Source organism: Micromonospora sp. NPDC005324, assembly GCF_040607155.1.
Classification (GTDB): Bacteria; Actinomycetota; Actinomycetes; order Mycobacteriales; family Micromonosporaceae; genus Micromonospora; species Micromonospora trifolii.
Map to the genome: position 1 here is coordinate 78,009 of NZ_JBEXGE010000010.1, position 18,119 is coordinate 96,127.

Genomic DNA, 18,119 nt, shown 5'->3' on the forward strand with positions numbered 1-18,119 from the left:
CCCTCGGGCGGCTCAGGGGTGCGCGGGCTGCGGCGTGAGGATCTCGAACCAGACCGTGGAGCCCCGGACCGACGGGTCGGTGCCCCAGGCGTCGCTGAGCTCCTCGATCAGGCCGAGGCCGCGCCCGCGACTGCTCAACGTGTCGGTACGGGCCCGGGTCACGGTGCCCCGGGTGCCGGAATCCGCTACCGAGACGAGCAGCCGCTCGGCGCTGAGGTCGATCTCCACCCGGGCGGCCGTGCCGGCGTGCAGCAACGCGTTGGTGGTCAGCTCGCTGGTGCAGAGCACCGCCGCCCCGATCACCGACTCGGGCACCTGCCACTCGGTGAGCTGGCCGGTCAGCCAGTGTCGGACCCGGCTGGGCGCGGTCGGCTCGGCGGGCACCTCCATGCTCGCCGAACGACTCGGCTTGAGCGCGTGCTCGACCGCCAGCACTGCCACGTCGTCCTCCGTGCCGCCGGGGACCGCCGCGGTGGCCACCGCGCAGAGCGCTCGGGGGTCGCCGCTGCCGGCCTTGGCGATGGCGTCGCTCAGGGTGGCCAGCCCGGCGCTCAGGCTCTGCCGGCGGCGCTCCACCACCCCGTCGCTGAACAGGAGCACCGTGTCGCCGGGGCGGAACGGAACAGTCGTGGTGCCCGGCCGGCCGCCCAGCCCCAGCGGCGGCCCGGCCGGAACGTCGACGTACTCGGCGTGAAACCGACCATCCGGGTCGCCGCGGCGGATCAGCGGCGCGGGGTGCCCGGCGCTGGAGAGGGTCAGCTCCCGCCTCTCCGCGTCGATGACCCCGAACGCCACTGTGACGAACAGCTCGTGGGTGCCGGCCTCCGCGCCGAGGCTGGTCACCAGCCGGTCCAGGCTGCCCAGGACCGCGGCGGGCGTCGGATCGGCCAGGGCCAGGGCGCGCAGCGCGGCCCGGACCTGCCCCATCCGCGCGGCGGCCTGCACGTCGTGCCCGGCGACGTCGCCCAGCACCACGCCGAGCGAGCCGTTGGGCAGCAGGAACGCGTCGTAGAAGTCACCGCCGGCCGCGTTGCCGTCCACGCCCGGGTCGTAGCGGGCCGCGATCCGCAACCGGGGAAGATCCGGCAGGTGCTCCGGCAACATGCTGCGCTGCAACAGCTGGGCGGTGCCGTGCTGGGTCTCGAACCGGCGGGCCCGCTCCGCGGCCTGACCGATCAGCTCGGCCGAGGCGGCCAGCAGCGCCCGCTCGGCGGGAGACCAGGTGTGCGGGACCTGATAGCCGACCGCCAGCCCGCCGCGGACCACCGAGGTGCCCAGCGGCAGGGCCGCCATCGCCTGGATCTTCTGGTCGTGGCGGTCAACGGCGGTGTCCCGCAGCGGCTGCCCGTCGCGGGTGAACGACGGGGCGCCGGAGCGGGCCGCCTGCACCACCGGGGCCGACCAGTCCGCGGGCGCGCGCCGCCAGAGCGGGGGAAGCCGCTCGTCGGCCTCGTCCAACAACTCGCCACGGACCCGACGCACCATGCGCCAGCCGCCGCCGCCCTCGTCGACAGCGAACGAGGCCTGGTCGGGGTCGAACGTGGTGATCGCGTACCGCAGCGCCACCCGGGCCACGTCGTCGAGGGTGAGGGTGCCGGCGAGCGCCGCGGCCACCTCGCTGAGGCTCTGCAACTGCTCGGTGACGTGGGTGGTCTCGGCGGCGACCGTCAACACGCCGACGATCTTCCCGGCGCTGTCGCGCACCGGTGAGTAGCCCCGGGTGAAGACCGCCTGCTCCACCGTCGCTGAGTGCCCACGGACCAGCGGCAGGGTGGACTCCTTCTCCAGGAAGGGCTCGCCCTGCCGGTAGCAGCGCTCGATCACCGCACCGACGCCGGGCAGCGCCCAGATCTCCGCGAACACCTCGGCGGCCGGACGGCCGAGGGCGCTCGGGTGCTTGGTGCCCAGCAGTTCGGCGTAGGCGGCGTTGTAGAGCAGGACGAGATCGTCGCCGTACGCCAGGGCCATCGGCATCGGCGAGGCGAGGACCAGCTCCACCACGGTCTGGAGGGCGACGTCCCAGTCGTCGGCCGGGCCCAGCGGGGTGTTGGCCCAGTCGTGGGCGAGCACGCCGACGGCCGGGCCGGACCCGGTGGGTGCGCCCGGGCCCGGAGATGGTGGCGTGGGGACCCGCCCGACCGTTCCTGGCATGTTCGCAGCCTAGTCGGCCGACCGGAAAAGGCATCCGACCACGGCGGCGGGCCGTCGCAGAGCCCGTCGCGGTGGCCGTTCGGGCAGTTCGGGGCCCCTGTCCGGCGGTCTGTCGGGAAAAACGCCGCGCGCTGCGCGGAGTGCCGGACCGGTTGCCGGGTATGCGCCCGGCGCAGTCCATGCGACAGGAGGGACATCATGCTGAAAACCCTCGCGGTCCGGCAGGCCGACATCGGCGATGCCATCGCCGACACCTGGAGGTCGGTGCTGCTCTTCATCCCGAAGGCAGTGGCCTTCATCGTCATCCTCGTGGTCGGCTGGCTCATCGCCAGAGCCGTCCTCAAGATCGTGGATACGGTGCTGGAACGGGTGCACTTCGACGAAGCCGTCGAACGTGGTGGCATCAAACGGGCCCTGGAGAGAACGAAGTACGATGCCAGCGACATTCTGGCCAGACTGGCGTACTACGCCGTACTGCTGTTCACGTTGCAGTTCGCCTTCGGAGTCTGGGGGCCCAACGCGATCAGTGACCTGATCCGCGGCGTGGTTTCCTGGCTGCCGCGCGCCTTCATCGCGATCGTCATCGTGGTGATCGCGGCCGCGATCGCCAACGCTGTGCGGGATCTGGTCACCGGGGCGCTGGGAGGGCTCTCGTACGGCAAGGTCCTGGCCGACCTGACGGCGATCTTCATCATCGCGCTCGGTGTGATCGCCGCCCTGAACCAGGTGGGTATCGCCACCACGGTGACCACTCCGGTGCTGATCGCGGTGCTCGCCACGGTGGCCGGCATCCTGATCGTCGGCGTCGGCGGTGGTCTCGTGAAGCCGATGCAGAAGCGCTGGGACGGCTGGCTGGACCGGGCTGCCCAGGAGGCTCGGGCGGTGCAGCAGCAACGTCAGGCCGCGTCGGCCGGGCGTAGCGACGTGGAGCGGCAGATGGCCGACCGCGGGGGTGACCGCACCCAGGCCATGCCTCGGGTGGACGAAGCCCAGCAGTACCGCTCGTAGCGAGGGCGGAACGGCACGACGGGTGGGGAGGGTGTTCCGCGTACGACGCGGGGTGCCCTCCCTCGCGTGTCAGTGCCGGTCGAGTGCGCGAGCCAGCGCGCAGACCGCGACCAGGCGGGTGAGCAGCCACTCCGGCTGGCTCCAGTCCACCGGCCCGCTGGGCGGCGTCCACCCGTGCTCCAGGGCCGCGGCGCGCACCCCCTCGGCGTAGCCGGCGAGCGCCGCGGAGGTCAGCGGCGTGCGGTCGGAGTCGAGGCTGTCCCGGACGGCCGCCGCGTGCTGGTCGAGGAGGGCCAGGAGCCCCGGCCGCGCGGCCGCGGCGGCGAGCCCGACAGTGCCCACGGAGACGGTGAGGGCGGCCAGGGTGGACCGCGCCGAGTCGACGGCGGTACGGGAGGCGACCCGGTTGAACGGCACACGCATGGTGACCGAGGCTAACCGACCAGTGATCGGGTCGACCTCGTCCGCTCGGCGGATGTCGGCTGCGCCACTGGGGCGGCCGCCGCTGACCTGGGGGATTGATCCGGCACAGACGGGGCAGCAGGAGAACACCCACTGATGACGGCACCTGGCACGGAGGCACGGATGGGACAGCAGGCGGACGGACCCGACGAGCGGCACCGGCGGCCGGACGGCGTCAGCGACGCGACGGTCGCCGCGCTCGGCAAGCTCAGTGAGGCGCTGGAGTGCGTGGAGCGGGCCCGGGGGCACCTCTACTCGATGCACCAGTTGATCGGGCATGCCGACCTGATGCTCGACGACGCGGTGGAGCAGTTTCACGCCGCCGGGCATCCGCACCTGGCCGACCGGATCGCCACAGAGTTGCGCGGCCGCAACGTCATCGCCGGACGGTGGACGTTTCAGATCGTCGAGGACTTCGACGACGGCTACCACGCGCTGTTCCGGGAGTTGGACCAGCAGGCCCGCGACGAGTTGGTGGATGGGCGGCGCCACCTCTACGAGGCGGAGATGAAGGAACGCCGCCGTAGCCGGGGCCGGCCGGGCCACGAGGCCCGGCCGGGCGGCGAGGGCTAGTCGCTTGTCGCGTTGGCCGGGCGACGCCGTGCCGCGTCGTCGGCGATGATCACGGTTGCCACCATCAGCGCGACGCACAGGCTGAACAGCCACGACTCGTCGCTGACGAGCCAGGCGGACACGGGCGCCTGGAGCGCGGCGAGCAGGAAGCCGAGCCAGGCGAGCCGGCGCTGACGCGTGGAGAGGATTCCGGAGCCTTGATGCATTCCGAAATTCTTACGCGAACGGGCCGGGTTGCCGTCCTCCGATCGGCCGATTCTGGATAAGCTGTCCGTTTTCTCGACCTTACGGACACTACTTCTTTGCGCCGAGGGCACCTGGCTGCCGACGGCGCTAGAGTGCCCCTGCGGCAGGATGGTGCCTCGTGTCCACCCCGCCCGCGCGCCCCCGCGCCCTGCTGCTCCTGCTGGCCTACCTCGCGTTCGTCAGTCTCGGCCTGCCCGACGGCCTGCTCGGCGTCAGCTGGCCCTCGATCCGGGGCGACTTCGACGTGCCGACCGAGGCGGTCGGGTGGGTGCTCACCGCCGGCACCGTCGGCTATCTCACCTCCAGCGTGCTGGCCGGCTTCACGCTGGCGCGGGTCGGCGTGGGCGCCCTCCTCGCCGGCAGCACGGTGCTGGCCAGCCTGGCGCTGACCGGCTACTCGGTGAGCCCCGTGCTGGCGGTGCTGGTGGGCTGTGCGCTGCTGCTCGGGCTCGGCTCCGGCGCTGTCGACTCCGGGCTCAACGCGTACGCCGCCGGGGCCTTCGGGCCGCGGCACATGAACTGGTTGCACGCCTTCTTCGGCCTCGGCGTGGCCATCGGGCCACTGATCATGACCGCAGTGCTCAGCGCCGGGCTCGCCTGGCGCTGGGGGTACGGCATCGTGGCCGCCGCCCAACTCGTCCTCGCCGTGGCGTTCGTGCTCACCATGCGGGCCTGGCACCGCGGTGTCCCGGCCAGCGTCGGTGCCGGCGCGCCCACCGAGGCGGGCGCACCGGTCCAGGCCACGCCCGCCGCACCGATCCTCGGGGTCCCGGTCCGGGACACGCTGCGGTTGCCGGCCGTCTGGTCGGGGCTGCTCGCCTTCGCGCTGTACGTGGCCATCGAGGTGTCCGCCGGGCTGTGGGCGTTCCTGCTGCTGACCGAGGGGCGCGGGCTCAGCGCTGCGCTGGCCGGCGGCTGCGTCTCCGCGTACTGGGGCAGTCTCTTCGTCGGCCGGGTCGTGCAGGGCCTGGTGGCCGAGCGCCTGGGGGCGGGGATGGTGTTGCGCGCCAGCCTGGCCGGGATGGCCGTCGGCGCGGCGCTGATCGCCATTCCCGGGCCGGCCGTCCTGGCGGTGCTCGGCCTGGTCGTTGTCGGTTTCGCCGCCGCACCGGTGTTTCCTCTGCTCACTCTCACCACCGCCGAGCGGGTCGGCGCGGCGCACGTGGACCGCGCCATCGGCCTCCAGATCGGCGCCTCGGGCGTCGGCGCGGCGCTCGTTCCGGCCGGGCTGGGCGTGCTGATCGGCAACACCTCGGTGCAGGTGCTGGGCTCGGCTCTGCTGGTGCTCGCGCTGGCGCTGATCGCTCTCTACGAGTGGGGCGCGCGCCGACCTGTCGCCGGGCCACCAGTGCCGGCGGTGCCCGCCCAGCCCGGGAGCGATCCTCAGACGTCCGGGCCGGTCCTGCCGGTGGTGGACGGGCGGTAGGCGCGCTGGGGGTCGGTGTCCTCCCGGCTGTTGCCCCGGACGGCACCGTCTCGATCCGACGCGGCCGGCCCGTGCCCGAACGCGGCCTCCTCGCCGGCGTCGTTGCCCGTCACGTCGTCAGCCTGCCCGTCGAGGCTGGAGCCCGACACGGCACGCTCCAACTCCTCCAACGGAAGCCGCTCCTCGTCCCGCCACACCCTGATGTTGTCGTCGGTCATACCTTCAGCCGTACCCGGACCTGATGATCGCAAACGGTCCCGGACACGGCGATGGCCGCCGGGATTCCGGCGGCCATCTCAGGTCACTGCTCAGTGTCACGGCTGTGGACGGTCCACCTGTCCGCGCCAGGCGCCAGTCTCCTGACCACGCCGCTCGATGTAGGTCTTGAACCGTTCCAGGTCGCCCTTGGCCCGCCGGTCGACGATGCCGAGCTTGTCGCCGGCCTGCTCGACCACACCGTGCGGCTCGAACTCGAGCTGCAGGGTGACCCGGGTCTTGTCCTGGTCCAGTCGGTGGAAGGTCACCACGCCGGCCTGCTGGGTGCCATCGGTCGAACGCCAGGCGACCCGCTCGTCGGGGAGCTGTTCGGTGATCTCCGCGTCGAACTCGCGCTTCACCCCGGCGATGTCCACCGTCCAGTGGGTCATGGTGTCGGAGAGCTGCCGGACCTCCTGCACACCCTCCATGAACTGGGGGAACTCCTCGAACTGCGTCCACTGGTCGTACGCGGTGCGTACGGGTACGGAAACGTCAACATGTTCGGTAACGCCACTCATCGGGGAACCTCCTTCAGCCGCCGGCGGATTGTCGGATCGGGGGCGATCCCTCTCACCAGCGAGTTGTCTCGTTCTTGTTGCCGAGCGCGGCCCACACCTCGGAGACCGTCTGGTAGACGGTGCCCTCGGGCAGCCGTTCCAGCGACGCCACGATGTCGTCCGGCGCCTCGTTCTCACGGGCGCTGGCGATGAGCACCAGGCGGTCGCCCGGCAGCGCGCTCATCGAGATGAACCGGCCGAGCCGGCTGCGCTGCTCGACGTCCGTGGAGCTCATGCCCTGCGGGGTGCCGGTGCGCAGGTCGCCGGCCGGGGCGGTGGTCGTCTCCGGCTGGTCCTCGCCAGCCGGTTCCGGCACCCGCGACTCGTCGACTCGAGAGCCGCCGGTCCCCGGCCCCTGTACGAGGCCGCTGACCTCCTGACTCATCTGTTCGTCGATCCTCGGTCCGTGCTTGCTGTTGCCACGCTCCATGCCTTCTGCGCTACCCGGCACCCCGTCCGGTAAACCGGCAGCGGGCCACGAACCGGCCCTCGGCCCGACCGCGGACCGGACATCCGAGCCGGTAACGGAGGCTCAGTCGTTGGCTGGCTTCCGCGGCGGCAGCACCGGCTCGTCCGGGTCCGGGTCGCCGGCCTGCAACTTTCGCCCGCGCTGCACCTCGGCGTTGATCTGCACGCCGAGCATCAGTGCCGAGTTGGACAGGTAGAGCCAGACCAGGAACGCGATGGCCGCCCCGAGGCTGCCGTAGGTGGTGTCGTACGAGCTGAAGTTGGCCACGTAGAGGCCGAAGCCGAAGGAGGCCGCCACCCAGGAGACCAGTGCCACGGCGCCGCCCGGGGTGAGCCAGCGGAACCGGGGCTGACGCACGTTCGGGGCGATCCAGAACAGCAGGGACAGCAGCGCCATCATGATCATGGCGAGCGCCGGCCACTTCGCCACGCTCCACACCGTGCGCGCCAGACCTCCGGCGTTGATCAGGTCGCCGACCGCGTCGGTGACCGGACCACTGACGATCAGGCCGAGGGCGACCACCGCGAGCAGCACCAGCGACAGAGCCGCCATGCCGATCTGCAACGGGCGCAGCTTCCACACCGGCCGCCCCTCCTGCACCCCGTAGACGGCGTTGGAGGCCCGGGTGAACGCGCCGATGAAGCCCGACGCGGACCAGAGCGCGCCGAGCAGGCCGAAACTCAGCAGCAGCTTGGGGTTGCTCTGGTCGAGCACCACGGTCCGGATCACCCCTACGACGCCGCCCTCGTCCTTCTTCAGCACCGACCCGGCTCCCACCTGGTTGGCCAGGTCGACCACAGTGTCCAGGGTCCGCTCTCCGTCGGAGACCAGACCGACGAGGGCCACCACCACGATGGCGGACGGAAAGAGCGCCAGGACGCCGTAGTAGGTCAGCGCGGCGGCCCAGTCGGAGCAGTTGTCGTTGACGAAGTTCTGCACGCTGCGCACCAGCACACCGCGCCAGGTCCGCCAGCTCAGCTGCCGCATCCGTCGGGGCACCCGGGTGCCCGGTGTGCCGTCGAGGGTCGTACCGGGCTCCGTGGTCGTCATGCCCGCTCCCTGCGCCCCGGCCGCCGGATGACCGGTCGTCCGGTCTGGCCTGGCCCGGCGATACCCGGATGGGGAAATCGACAAACCCACCCCGCACCCGGCCGACGCCGCCACGGTTTGCCGCCCCGTCACCGGGGAACGGTCACGGTGATTCTGTCGACACGGAGGAGGACGAGATGCCCGGGCGCGAGGACCTGCCCAGCACGCTGCGACGCTCCCCGGAGAAGGCGCAGCGCACCTGGGAAAAGACGCACGACTCGGCGGTCGAGACCTACGGCGAGGGGGAGCGGTCGCACCGCACCGCCTTTGCCGCCGTGAAGCACCAGTTCGAGAAGGTGGGCGACCACTGGGAGCCGAAGGGCCGCAAGGGCCCCAGCGACCAGCAGGCCGCCGGTGGCGGGCCGGAACGACGGGCTCCCACCGCCGGTGGCGTGGACGCCAACGCCACCAAGGACCACCTGATGTCGGTGGCCCGCAAACTCGACGTGCCCGGGCGGTCCAGCATGACCAAACCGGAGCTGGTCACGGCCATCGAGAAGGCCAACGACCGCGCCACCCGCAAGGCCCGCGGCGACTGACGGCGCCGCACCACAGCACAACAGACGCGGTACGGGCGGACGCGCCACCCCTGCGTCCGCCCGCGCCGTTCACCAGTGCCCGCCGCCCGGCGCCTCGATGTGCACCGCCTTCGTGGCGGTGAACTCGTCCAGCAACTCCGGGCCGTACCCGAAGCCCTGCCCGCTGGCCCGGCGCGGGTGCGCGGCACCCCCCGGCGCACCCCCGAACACCGCGTTGACCTTGACCGTGCCCACCGGCAGCTCCCGCCAGGCCCGCTGCGCGTGACTCATCGACGGAGTCAACACCGTGGCGGCCAGCCCGTACGGGGAGTCCGCCGCGCACTGCAGCGCCTCGTCGAACGAGTCGACGACCACCACCGGGGCTACCGGCCCGAAGGTCTCCTCCCGGACCAGTGGCATGTCGTGGCGGCAGTCAGTGACGACGGTGGCCGGGTAGAACGCCCCCGGCCCGTCCGGCACCTCGCCGCCCACCCGCACCCGGGCGCCGTCCGCCACTGCGGCAGCCACCTGTCCGTGCACGTGGTCCCGGTGCCGCCGGTCGACCAGCGGACCCAGCTCGGTGCCCGGCTCCCGGCCCGGCCCGACCCGCAGCGCTCCGGCGCGTCGTACCAGCGCGGCCACGAAATCGTCCGCCACCTCCCGGTGCACGTAGAGCCGCTCCACCGCCACGCAGATCTGCCCGGCGTTCGCGAACGCGCCGAGCGCGGCCTGCTCCGCCGCCCACTCCGGGTCGACGCCCGCGTCCACGATCAACGGGTCACTGCCGCCGTTCTCCAGGAGCACCTTCGCGCCGGTACGGGCCGCGGCGGCGGCGATCGCCCGCCCGGTCGCTGTGGAACCCACATGGGCCACCACGTCGACCTCCTGCGCCGCCAGCGCCGCACCCACCTCCGGACCGCCAGTGAGCAGCGACAACACTCCGGCCGGCAGCGCCTGATCCAGTGCCCGGGCCAGCAGCCAACCCGTCGCCGGTGTCCGTTCGCTCGGCTTGTAGAGCACCACGTTCCCGGTCACCAGGGCCGCGCCGAGCAGTCCACAGGAGACCGCTACCGGGTCGTTCCAGGGGGTGATCGCCGCGACCACCCCGCGTGGTTGCGGGGTCAGGAAGTCCAGCGCGCCGGTGTCGCCGTTCAGCGTGCGGCCGCCGCGCAGCGGAGCCAGTTCCGCATACTGTCGCAGGGTGCCGATCCCCGCCTCGACGCCGCCGCGGGCGTCCGCCAACGGCTTGCCCATCTCCGCGGTGACCGCCGCCGCCAACTCCTCGATGACCGCCTCCACAGCGTCCGCGGCCCGGTGCAGCGCCGCCGCCCGTTCCGCCGGCGCGGTTGCCGCCCACTGGGCCGCCGCGTTGCGGGCCGCCTGGGTCGCCTTGCCCACCTCGTCGGCGGTGGCCACCGGCACCGTGCTCACCGGCGCGTCGTCCGCCGGATCACGCACGACCAGTTCGCCGCCGTCGCCGCCCGCACCCCACACCCCGCCCACCAACTGCGCAACCGTGTACATGCGGCGCTGGATGCCCCGGCCTCGACGAGGCAAACGCGTTTCGCCCGGTAGCGCGCCGGGTAGGCGGATCCGATGACAACCACCACCGCGCAGAGCGCGGACGCCGTCGTCGTCGGCGCCGGGCACAACGGACTGGTGGCGGCCAACCTGCTGGCCGACGCCGGCTGGGACGTGGTGGTGCTGGAGGCGACAGCGGTGCCCGGCGGCGCGGTCCGCTCCGCCGAGGTCACCGCGCCCGGCTACCTCAGCGACCTCTACAGCTCGTTCTACCCCCTCGGGTACGCCTCACCGGTGCTGGGTGGCCTCGACCTGGGTCGACACGGGCTGTCCTGGCGGCACTCGCCGGACGTGCTGGCGCACCTGCTGCCGGACGGTCGAGCCGCCGTGATCAACCGGGACCCGGACGTCACGGCCGGGTCGCTGGAGCAGTTCGCCCCCGGGGACGGTGAGCGCTGGCTCAACGCGTACACCGACTGGCTCGACGTGGCCGAGCCGATGCTGGGGGCGATCACCTCGCCGTTCCCGCCGGTACGCGGGGGGCTGGGCCTGCTGCGCCGATTGCGCGTCGCCGGCGCGCTGCGGCTCGCGCGTCGGCTCGTCGTACCGGTCCGCAAACTGGGCGACGAACTCTTCGACGGCCCCGGCGGGCCGGCCCTGCTGGCCGGCTGTGCCCTGCACACCGACCTCTCCCCGGAGGAGGCCGGCTCCGGGGTCTACGGCTGGCTGCTGGCCATGCTCGGCCAGCAGGTCGGCTGGCCGGTGCCCGACGGCGGCGCGCAGCAGATCACCAACGCGCTGGTGGATCGGCTACAGGGGCGCGGCGGGACGATCATCTACGGTGCCCGGGCCGACCGGGTGCTCACCGCCCGGGGCCGGGCGATGGGGGTCCGGACCGTCGGCGGGGCGCTGTGGCGGGCCCGACGGGCAGTGCTCGCCGACGTGCCGGCGCCGGCGCTCTACCTCGACCTGGTCGGCGCGGCGGCACTGCCGTCGCGGCTGGTGGAGGACCTGGCGCACTTCCGGTGGGACGGCTCCACGTTGAAGGTGGACTGGGCGCTCTCCGCGCCGGTGCCCTGGACGAACCGGCAGCTGGCCGGCGCCGGCACCGTGCACCTCGGCGCGGACCTGAACGGCCTCACCCACTACGCCAGCGAGTTGGCCCGCGGCGAGCTGCCCCGCGACCCGTTCCTGCTGGTCGGGCAGATGTCGGTGGCGGACCCGAGCCACTCCCCGCCGGGCACCGAGTCGCTCTGGTCGTACACCCACCTGCCGTTCCGGCGTAACTGGCGGGCCGAGGAGGTCGCCGGGCACGTGCAGCGGATGGAGGACGTCCTGGAGGCGGCGGCACCGGGTTTCCGGCGCCTGGTCGTGGGCCGACACGTGGCCGGGCCGGCCGACCTGGAGAAGGGCAACCCGAGCCTCGTCGGTGGCACGCTCGGCGGCGGTACCGCCGCCGCGTACCAGCAGCTCTTCCTGCGCCCGATCCCTGGCCTGGGCCGGGCGGACACCCCGGTGGACCGGCTCTTTCTGGCCAGCGCGTCGGCGCACCCCGGCGGCGGTGTGCACGGCGCGCCGGGCGCGAACGCCGCCCGCGCGGCGCTGGCCCGCGACCGCGCGCTCACCGGCCGCGCCTACGCCGCAGCCATCTCCACCGCCCACCGAGCCATCTACCCCACCTGACCCTCCGCCCACCCTTGGTCACCCAGGCGGGGTGGGTGGGGCCGGGTCACGGGTGATGTTGCGGTGTTTGCTGCGGAGGCGGAAGGGCATGAGGGCGCTCTCCACCTTGGTCGCGGTGGTCATCTTGGACACGCCGTCGCGCCGCTCCTCGAAGCGGATCGGCACCTCCAGGATGGTGTGCCCCAGCTTGGTGGCGAGGTAGTGCATCTCCACCTGGAAGCTGTAGCCGTTGGACTGCACCCGCTCCAGGTCGATGTCGCGCAGGGCTTCGGCCTGCCAGATCTTGAAGCCGGCGGTGAGGTCCCGGATGCGTACCCGCAGCAGCGTGTGCACGTAGAGGTTCGCCCAGCCACTGAGCGCCCGGCGGTAGAGCGGCCAGTTCTCGTCCAGCTCGCCGCCGGGCACGTACCGGGAACCGATCACCACGCTGGCCTGGGTGGAGAGCAGCGCGCCGAGCATCCCCGGCAGCGCCTCGGGCGGGTGCGAGAGGTCGGCGTCCATCTGCGCCACGTACTCGGCGCCGCCCTCGATCGCCCGGGTCATCCCGTCCACGTACGCGCGGCCGAGGCCCTCCTTGCCGGCGCGGTGCACGACCTCGATCCGGTCGGGGTGCTCGATGGCCAGCTTGTCGGCCACCTCCCCGGTGCCGTCGGGGGAGTTGTCGTCGGCGACGAGGATGCGCAGCCCCGGCAGCGGCAGCGCGAGCAGCCGCTCGACCAGCGCCGGGAGGTTGCCCGCCTCGTTGTACGTGGGCACGACGACGGTCAGGCGTGCGTCCCGCCACGGCGACGGCAACTGCACCGGCTTGATCATGTCGGTCATCCTCGGTTCGCGGACAAGGGTCATGGAAAGGGTATCCAGTTCCCGCATCCGGTCCGAGGGAGGCACCCCTCCCGGGCGTTGCGGACCCTCGCCACCCACTGCGCATGGGCGTCGAAGCCCTGGTCAGAGGCTTGCGGCGGTCACCACGACGGTCCGGGTCACAGTCACCCCTTCTGCCGAGTGGCGATGTCGGAGAGTCGGGCCAGCGTCTCCCGGTTACGCCGGTGCAGCACCAGATCGTTGACCTTGTTGTGGACCCAGCGCAGCGGTCCGGCGGCGAAGTCCTCCCCGATGCGGACCCGGGTGGCGCCCTCGCCCACCGGTTGCAGGGTGAAGACCACGATCGCCTCGCCAGCCGGCCAGAGCCCGGCCTTCAGCACGAGCCGGTGCGGCGGTTCGCAGACCAGCACCGTCGACGCGTCCTGCAACGACAACGGCCACGGCCCGGCCCGGTGGTGCAGTTGGCTGCCCACCCGGGGCCAGGCGTCGTCCACATCACGCACGTGTGCGGTGCCCACCACCCAGTCGCTGTACGTCCACCCGTCGGCGAGCACGTCGAACACCTGCTGCGGGGGAGCGTCGATCACTTTCTCCACAATCGCCACAGGACTTTCATACCCGCACCACGCACCGCCTAACGGCCGGCCGGGTTAGCTTGTCTCCGACGGCGGGTAAGGCCGACCCGGGGGATCGCCGGCGGCGCTGGCCCACCGCCCTGCGACGACGTTTACTCCTCGGGGCGCAGGGAACCCGCCGGCTGTGCGACAGGACCAGGAGGATCCGTATCAGCGCAGGTCAGCCCAGGTGTACGCCGCTGCTGACCGCGCCAGCTCCGGGTCTGTCGCAAGCCCCCGACCGGTGCTCTACGACGCGGTGCTGCTGGACCGCGACGGCACACTGATCGAGGACGTGCCGTACAACGGCGACCCGGAGAAGGTGCGGCCGCTGCCGGGCGCGCGGGCGGCGCTGGACCGGCTGCGCGCGGCCGGGCTGCGGCTGGCTGTCGTCACCAACCAGTCGGGCCTGGCCCGGGGTTACTTCAGCGCTGCGCAGATGCGGGCGGTGCACGCCCGCGTCGAGGAGCTGCTGGGCCGGTTCGACGCGTGGCTGGTCTGCCCGCACGACGACGTCGACGGCTGTGACTGCCGCAAGCCGGCGCCCGGTCTGGTGTACGCCGCCGCCCGCGAGCTGGGAACGACGCCGTCCCGGTGCGTACTGGTGGGCGACATCGGCCGGGACGTCGCCGCCGCCATGGCCGCCGGGGCCGCGGGGGTGCTGGTGCCCACCCCGGTGACCCGGCCGGAGGAGGTCGCCGCCGCCGGGTGGGTGGCCACCGATCTGCCGGCGGCGGTGGCGGAGATCCTGCGCCGCCAACAGGCAGTGCAGCCCTCGACCCCGCCCACCGGACCGGTGCGGACGGCGCTGGTGGTCCGCTCGGACTCGGCGGGTGACGTGCTGGTCACCGGCCCGGCGATCCGCGCCGTCGCGGCCGGAGCGGAGCGGGTGGTGCTGCTCTGCGGGCCGCGCGGTCGGGCCGCCGCCAATCTGTTGCCCGGCGTCGACGAGATCATCGAGCATCCGCTGCCCTGGATCGACCACACACCGGGGCCGGTCGACCCGGAGGCCATGCGGAGTCTGACCGCGCGGTTGGGCGTGGTCGGCGCGGACCAGGCGGTGGTGTTCACCTCGTTCCACCAGTCCGCCCTGCCGCTGGCGCTGCTGTTGCGGATGGCGGGGATCGACCGGATCGCGGCGATCAGCGACGACTATCCGGGCTCGCTGCTGGACGTCCGGCACCGGGTGCCGGTGGGCGTCCCCGAACCCGAACGCGCCCTCTCCCTGGCTGCCGCCGCCGGTCACCGGCTGCCCGACGGCGACGAACCGGTTCTGCGGCTGCGCCGAGACGCCGTGCCGCCGCGCCCGGCCGACCTCGGTGAGCCCGGGTACGTGGTGCTGCACCCCGGGTCGGCCGCGTCGAGCCGGGCCTGCCCGCCCGAGGTGGCGACCCGGATCGTCGGGGCGCTGACCGACGCCGGGCACCGGGTGCTGGTCACCGGCGGCCCGGACGAGCGCGCTGTCACCGCCCGGGTCGCCTCGGCCGGCGGCACCGACCTGGGCGGCCGTACCGACCTGGCCGGGCTGGCCGCGATCGTCGCGGACGCCAGCGCGGTAGTGGTCGGCAACACCGGGCCCGCGCACCTGGCGGCCGCCGCCGGTGTGCCAGTGGTGAGTCTCTTCGCGCCGACCGTCCCGTTCGGGCAGTGGGGGCCCTACCGGGTGCCCACCGTCCGGCTCGGTGACGCCGCCGCGCCCTGCCGGGACACCCGGGCGGCCAGTTGCCCGGTCCCCGGGCACCCCTGCCTCAGTGGCGTCGAACCGGACGACGTGGTCGACGCGCTTCGGACCCTCGCCGTCAGCGGTGGTGGCGGCCGATGAACATCCTGCTCTGGCACGTGCACGGCTCCTGGACCACGTCGTTCGTGCACGGGAGCCATCGTTACCTGATTCCCACCACACCCGACCGCGGCCCGTACGGCCTCGGCCGGGCCCGCACCTACCCGTGGCCGGACAGCGCGGTCGAGGTCAGCCCGGAGGAGTTGCCGAGCGCGGACGTCGACCTGGTCATCCTGCAACGCCCCGAGGAGATCGACCGGGCCGAGCAGTGGCTTCGTCGCCGCCCCGGCCGCGACCTTCCCGCGATCTACGTCGAGCACAACACCCCCAAGGGCGACGTGCCCAACACCCGCCACCCGATGGCCGACCGCGACGACCTGCTCATCGCCCACGTCACCGGGTTCAACCAGATCTTCTGGGACACCGGGGCCACCCGCACCACAGTGGTCGATCATGGCATCGTCGCCCCGTCCGCGTCCTACACCGGCGAGCTGGACCGGCTCGCCGTGGTGATCAACGAGCCGGTACGGCGAGGTCGGGTCACCGGCACAGACCTGCTGCCCCAGTTCGCCGAGATCGCGCCGCTGGACGTGTTCGGCATGGGCGTCGCCGGCCTCGCCGACCACCTCGGGCTGCCCGCCGACCGGCTGACCAGCCACGACGACGTGCCCCAGGAGCGGATGCACACCGAACTGGCCCGCCGGCGGGCGTACCTGCACCTGTGCCGGTGGACCTCCCTCGGGCTCAGCCTCATCGAGGCGATGGCGATCGGCATGCCGGTCGTCGCGCTCGCCACCACCGAGGCGGTGATGGCGGTGCCCCCGGAGGCGGGGGCGCTCGCCACCCGGACCGACACCCTGCTCGACGCCGCCCGCCGGCTCATCGCCGAACCGGCGACCGCGCGGCAGGCCGGAGCGGCGGCGCGAACCGCCGCGCGCGACAGGTACGGCCTCGACCGTTTCCTCGCTGACTGGGACCGGCTGCTGGAGGAGGAAGTATGCGGATCGCGATGATCTCGGAGCACGCCAGCCCGCTCGCCGTCCTCGGAGGGGAGGATGCCGGCGGCCAGAACACGCACGTCGCGGAGCTGTCCGTCGCGCTCGCCGCCGCCGGGCACGAGGTGCGGGTCTACACCCGCCGCGACGCGCCCGACCTGCCGGTGACCGTCCGCAGCCCGGACGGGTACGACGTGGTGCACGTGCCGGCCGGCCCGGCCGAGCCGGTGGCCAAGGACGCGCTGCTGCCGCACATGCGGGAGTTCAGCAACTGGCTGATCGAGCGCTGGCGCGGCGGCGACTGGGTGCCCGAGGTCATCCACGCGCACTTCTGGATGAGCGGCCTGGCCGGGCTGACCGCCGGCCGGCAGACCGGGGTGCCGGTGGTGCAGACGTACCACGCGCTGGGCACTGTGAAGCGCCGCTACCAGGGTGTGCAGGACACCAGCCCGGCCCGACGGGTCTCCTACGAGCGGGAGCTGGGCCGATCGGTTGACCGGATCGTCGCGCAGTGCCGCGACGAGGTGGGTGAGCTGGTCCGGATGGGTGTGCCCCGGTCCCGGATGACGGTGGTGCCCTCCGGGGTCAACCTCGCCACCTTTGCCCCGCTCGGGCCGGCCGCCGACCGGGAACCGGGACGGGCCCGCATCCTCACGGTGGGCCGGCTGGTCGAGCGTAAGGGCTTCCAGACCGTGATCCGCGCGATGGAGCTGGTCCCGGACGCCGAGTGCGTGGTCGTCGGCGGCCCACCCGAGGGGCTGTTGGAGACCGACCCGTACGCCCGCCGGCTGCGGGCCCTCGCCGAGTCGTGCGGGGTGGCCGACCGGGTGCACCTGGTCGGCGCGGTGCCCCGGGAGGAGATGGGCCGCTGGTACCGCTCGGCGGACCTGCTGGTCGCGGCGCCCTGGTACGAGCCGTTCGGGTTGACTCCGCTGGAGGCGATGGCCTGTGGGGTGCCGGTCGTCGGCACGGCCGTGGGCGGCATCCGGGACACAGTGGTCGACGGGACGACAGGTGACCTCGTGCCGGCCCGGGACCCGCACGCGTTGGCCACCGCGATCCAGGGGTTGCTCGACGACCGGATCAGGCGATTCGCGTACGCGACGGCGGCGCGTGAGCGGGCCCGGGAGCGGTACTCGTGGGCGGCCACCGCCGAGCGGCTGGTCGAGGTCTACAGCGAGGTGGCCGCCGTGCGACGGCCGACCCGGGTGGTGGCCTGATGCCGACGGGCAGCCTGCTCGACACCCACCTGACGAATCTCGCGGCGGCGCTGGTGCCGTACCGACGGTGTGAGCGACAGCTGGCGCGCTGGGGCGCGGACCTGGCCCACCGGCTGGCCGCCGGGGGTCGCCTGCTGGTGGCCGGCAATGGCGGCAGCGCCGCCGAAGCCCAGCACCTCACCGCCGAGCTGGTCGGCAAGCTGCACGACGACCGTCAGCCGCTGTCCGCCATCGCGTTGCACGCCGAGACGAGCGCGCTCACCGCCATCGCCAACGACTACGGCTACACCGACGTGTACGCCCGCCAGGTGCGCGCCCACGGCCGCCCGGGCGACATCCTGCTGCTGCTGAGCACCAGCGGAGCCAGCCCCAACCTGGTCGCCGCCGCGCAGGCGGCCCGCGACGTCGGGGTGACCACCTGGGCGCTCACCGGCGCCGTCCCCAATCCGCTCGCCGACGCCTGCGACGACGTGCTGGCCGTCGCGTCCCCGGACACCCAGGTGGTCCAGGAGCTGCACCTGGTGACCAGTCATCTGCTCTGCGAGTACCTCGAACAGGAGTTGCCCGCCGCGCAGGCGGCGGTCGCCGATCCGGCGGTCGTCCACCCCACGCCAGCGGAGCCCGCACCGGCCGGTCGGCTGCCTGCCGCACCGGTACGCACCGGGGTCGAGGTGGTGCTCGACGGCGGGACCGGACAGCAGGTCGACGCGTGAGCCGGACAGCAGGT

The 18,119-nt window shown here is 73.1% G+C and carries 19 protein-coding genes; 9 read left to right on the plus strand and 10 right to left on the minus strand.

Going from position 1 to position 18,119, the window contains the following annotated elements; translation table 11 throughout:
* Nucleotides 1–12: 12 nt before the first annotated feature.
* Nucleotides 13–2,151, minus strand: a complete 2,139-nt coding sequence (locus ABZS40_RS13190; protein ID WP_354943519.1) for a SpoIIE family protein phosphatase — start codon at nucleotides 2,149–2,151, stop codon at nucleotides 13–15.
* Between the two features lie 198 nt (nucleotides 2,152–2,349).
* On the opposite strand from ABZS40_RS13190, the gene ABZS40_RS13195 reads away from it, so the two are divergent.
* On the plus strand, nucleotides 2,350–3,159 hold the full coding sequence (locus ABZS40_RS13195; RefSeq protein WP_354943520.1) for a hypothetical protein: 810 nt from the start codon (nucleotides 2,350–2,352) through the stop codon (nucleotides 3,157–3,159).
* A 69-nt stretch (nucleotides 3,160–3,228) separates the two neighbouring features.
* Here the strand turns inward: ABZS40_RS13195 and ABZS40_RS13200 are convergent, their stop codons facing one another.
* On the minus strand, nucleotides 3,229–3,582 hold the full coding sequence (locus ABZS40_RS13200; protein ID WP_354943521.1) for a DUF6401 family natural product biosynthesis protein: 354 nt from the start codon (nucleotides 3,580–3,582) through the stop codon (nucleotides 3,229–3,231).
* A 162-nt stretch (nucleotides 3,583–3,744) separates the two neighbouring features.
* On the opposite strand from ABZS40_RS13200, the gene ABZS40_RS13205 reads away from it, so the two are divergent.
* Nucleotides 3,745–4,194, plus strand: coding sequence for a hypothetical protein (locus tag ABZS40_RS13205; protein WP_354943522.1), 450 nt, complete (start codon nucleotides 3,745–3,747; stop codon nucleotides 4,192–4,194).
* Here the strand turns inward: ABZS40_RS13205 and ABZS40_RS13210 are convergent.
* Nucleotides 4,191–4,400, minus strand: coding sequence for a hypothetical protein (locus ABZS40_RS13210; RefSeq protein ID WP_354943523.1), 210 nt, complete (start codon nucleotides 4,398–4,400; stop codon nucleotides 4,191–4,193). The two genes, ABZS40_RS13205 and ABZS40_RS13210, sit on opposite strands and share 4 nt — an antisense overlap.
* A gap of 158 nt (nucleotides 4,401–4,558) precedes the next feature.
* Between ABZS40_RS13210 and ABZS40_RS13215 the strand changes: the two genes are divergently transcribed.
* On the plus strand, nucleotides 4,559–5,866 hold the full coding sequence (locus ABZS40_RS13215) for an MFS transporter (protein ID WP_354943524.1): 1,308 nt from the start codon (nucleotides 4,559–4,561) through the stop codon (nucleotides 5,864–5,866).
* Here the strand turns inward: ABZS40_RS13215 and ABZS40_RS13220 are convergent.
* The 4 genes from ABZS40_RS13220 to ABZS40_RS13235 all read right to left on the minus strand — a co-directional run bounded on the left by ABZS40_RS13220 (nucleotide 5,824) and on the right by ABZS40_RS13235 (nucleotide 8,200).
* Entirely contained in the window at nucleotides 5,824–6,084 is a 261-nt protein-coding gene (locus ABZS40_RS13220) for a hypothetical protein (protein WP_238688458.1), read from the minus strand. The two genes, ABZS40_RS13215 and ABZS40_RS13220, sit on opposite strands and share 43 nt — an antisense overlap.
* Nucleotides 6,085–6,180: 96 nt before the next feature.
* The gene (locus tag ABZS40_RS13225) at nucleotides 6,181–6,642 is read right to left on the minus strand and encodes an SRPBCC family protein (protein ID WP_091401658.1); all 462 of its coding nucleotides are present in this window, start codon (nucleotides 6,640–6,642) and stop codon (nucleotides 6,181–6,183) included.
* 52 nt (nucleotides 6,643–6,694) lie between these two features.
* On the minus strand, nucleotides 6,695–7,111 hold the full coding sequence (locus ABZS40_RS13230; RefSeq protein WP_238682925.1) for a DUF2795 domain-containing protein: 417 nt from the start codon (nucleotides 7,109–7,111) through the stop codon (nucleotides 6,695–6,697).
* Nucleotides 7,112–7,213: 102 nt separating this feature from the next.
* Entirely contained in the window at nucleotides 7,214–8,200 is a 987-nt protein-coding gene (locus ABZS40_RS13235; protein ID WP_354943525.1) for a YihY/virulence factor BrkB family protein, read from the minus strand.
* A gap of 176 nt (nucleotides 8,201–8,376) precedes the next feature.
* Here ABZS40_RS13235 and ABZS40_RS13240 point away from each other — a divergent pair, with 176 nt between their 5' ends.
* Nucleotides 8,377–8,778: a ChaB family protein gene (locus tag ABZS40_RS13240; protein WP_210785235.1), complete on the plus strand. Its 402-nt coding sequence runs from the start codon at nucleotides 8,377–8,379 to the stop codon at nucleotides 8,776–8,778.
* Nucleotides 8,779–8,847: 69 nt separating this feature from the next.
* Here ABZS40_RS13240 and ABZS40_RS13245 read toward each other — a convergent pair whose 3' ends face one another.
* A complete protein-coding gene (locus tag ABZS40_RS13245) occupies nucleotides 8,848–10,281 on the minus strand; it encodes an aldehyde dehydrogenase family protein (protein ID WP_354943526.1) in 1,434 nt (477 codons plus the stop codon).
* 72 nt (nucleotides 10,282–10,353) lie between these two features.
* On the opposite strand from ABZS40_RS13245, the gene ABZS40_RS13250 reads away from it, so the two are divergent.
* A complete protein-coding gene (locus tag ABZS40_RS13250; RefSeq protein WP_354943527.1) occupies nucleotides 10,354–11,961 on the plus strand; it encodes an NAD(P)/FAD-dependent oxidoreductase in 1,608 nt (535 codons plus the stop codon).
* Nucleotides 11,962–11,979: 18 nt separating this feature from the next.
* On the opposite strand, the gene ABZS40_RS13255 is transcribed toward ABZS40_RS13250, so the two are convergent.
* Entirely contained in the window at nucleotides 11,980–12,774 is a 795-nt protein-coding gene (locus ABZS40_RS13255) for a polyprenol monophosphomannose synthase (RefSeq protein ID WP_354943528.1), read from the minus strand.
* Nucleotides 12,775–12,947: 173 nt separating this feature from the next.
* Nucleotides 12,948–13,370 carry an SRPBCC family protein gene (locus tag ABZS40_RS13260; protein WP_354943529.1) on the minus strand — a complete coding sequence of 141 codons (423 nt, stop codon included), beginning with the start codon at nucleotides 13,368–13,370 and terminating at the stop codon, nucleotides 12,948–12,950.
* A gap of 172 nt (nucleotides 13,371–13,542) precedes the next feature.
* On the opposite strand from ABZS40_RS13260, the gene ABZS40_RS13265 reads away from it, so the two are divergent.
* The 4 genes from ABZS40_RS13265 to ABZS40_RS13280 are packed head-to-tail and all read left to right on the plus strand — an operon-like array spanning nucleotide 13,543 to nucleotide 18,105.
* Nucleotides 13,543–15,219 (plus strand): HAD-IIIA family hydrolase, encoded by a 1,677-nt coding sequence (locus ABZS40_RS13265; RefSeq protein WP_354943530.1) that lies wholly within the window; start codon nucleotides 13,543–13,545, stop codon nucleotides 15,217–15,219.
* Nucleotides 15,216–16,190: a glycosyltransferase gene (locus ABZS40_RS13270; RefSeq protein ID WP_354943531.1), complete on the plus strand. Its 975-nt coding sequence runs from the start codon at nucleotides 15,216–15,218 to the stop codon at nucleotides 16,188–16,190. The genes ABZS40_RS13265 and ABZS40_RS13270 overlap by 4 nt, the downstream gene beginning before the upstream one ends.
* Complete coding sequence (locus ABZS40_RS13275; protein WP_354943532.1) at nucleotides 16,175–17,392, plus strand: glycosyltransferase; 1,218 nt, start codon at nucleotides 16,175–16,177, stop codon at nucleotides 17,390–17,392. The genes ABZS40_RS13270 and ABZS40_RS13275 overlap by 16 nt, the downstream gene beginning before the upstream one ends.
* Complete coding sequence (locus tag ABZS40_RS13280; protein WP_354943636.1) at nucleotides 17,389–18,105, plus strand: SIS domain-containing protein; 717 nt, start codon at nucleotides 17,389–17,391, stop codon at nucleotides 18,103–18,105. The genes ABZS40_RS13275 and ABZS40_RS13280 overlap by 4 nt, the downstream gene beginning before the upstream one ends.
* Nucleotides 18,106–18,119: the final 14 nt, after the last annotated feature.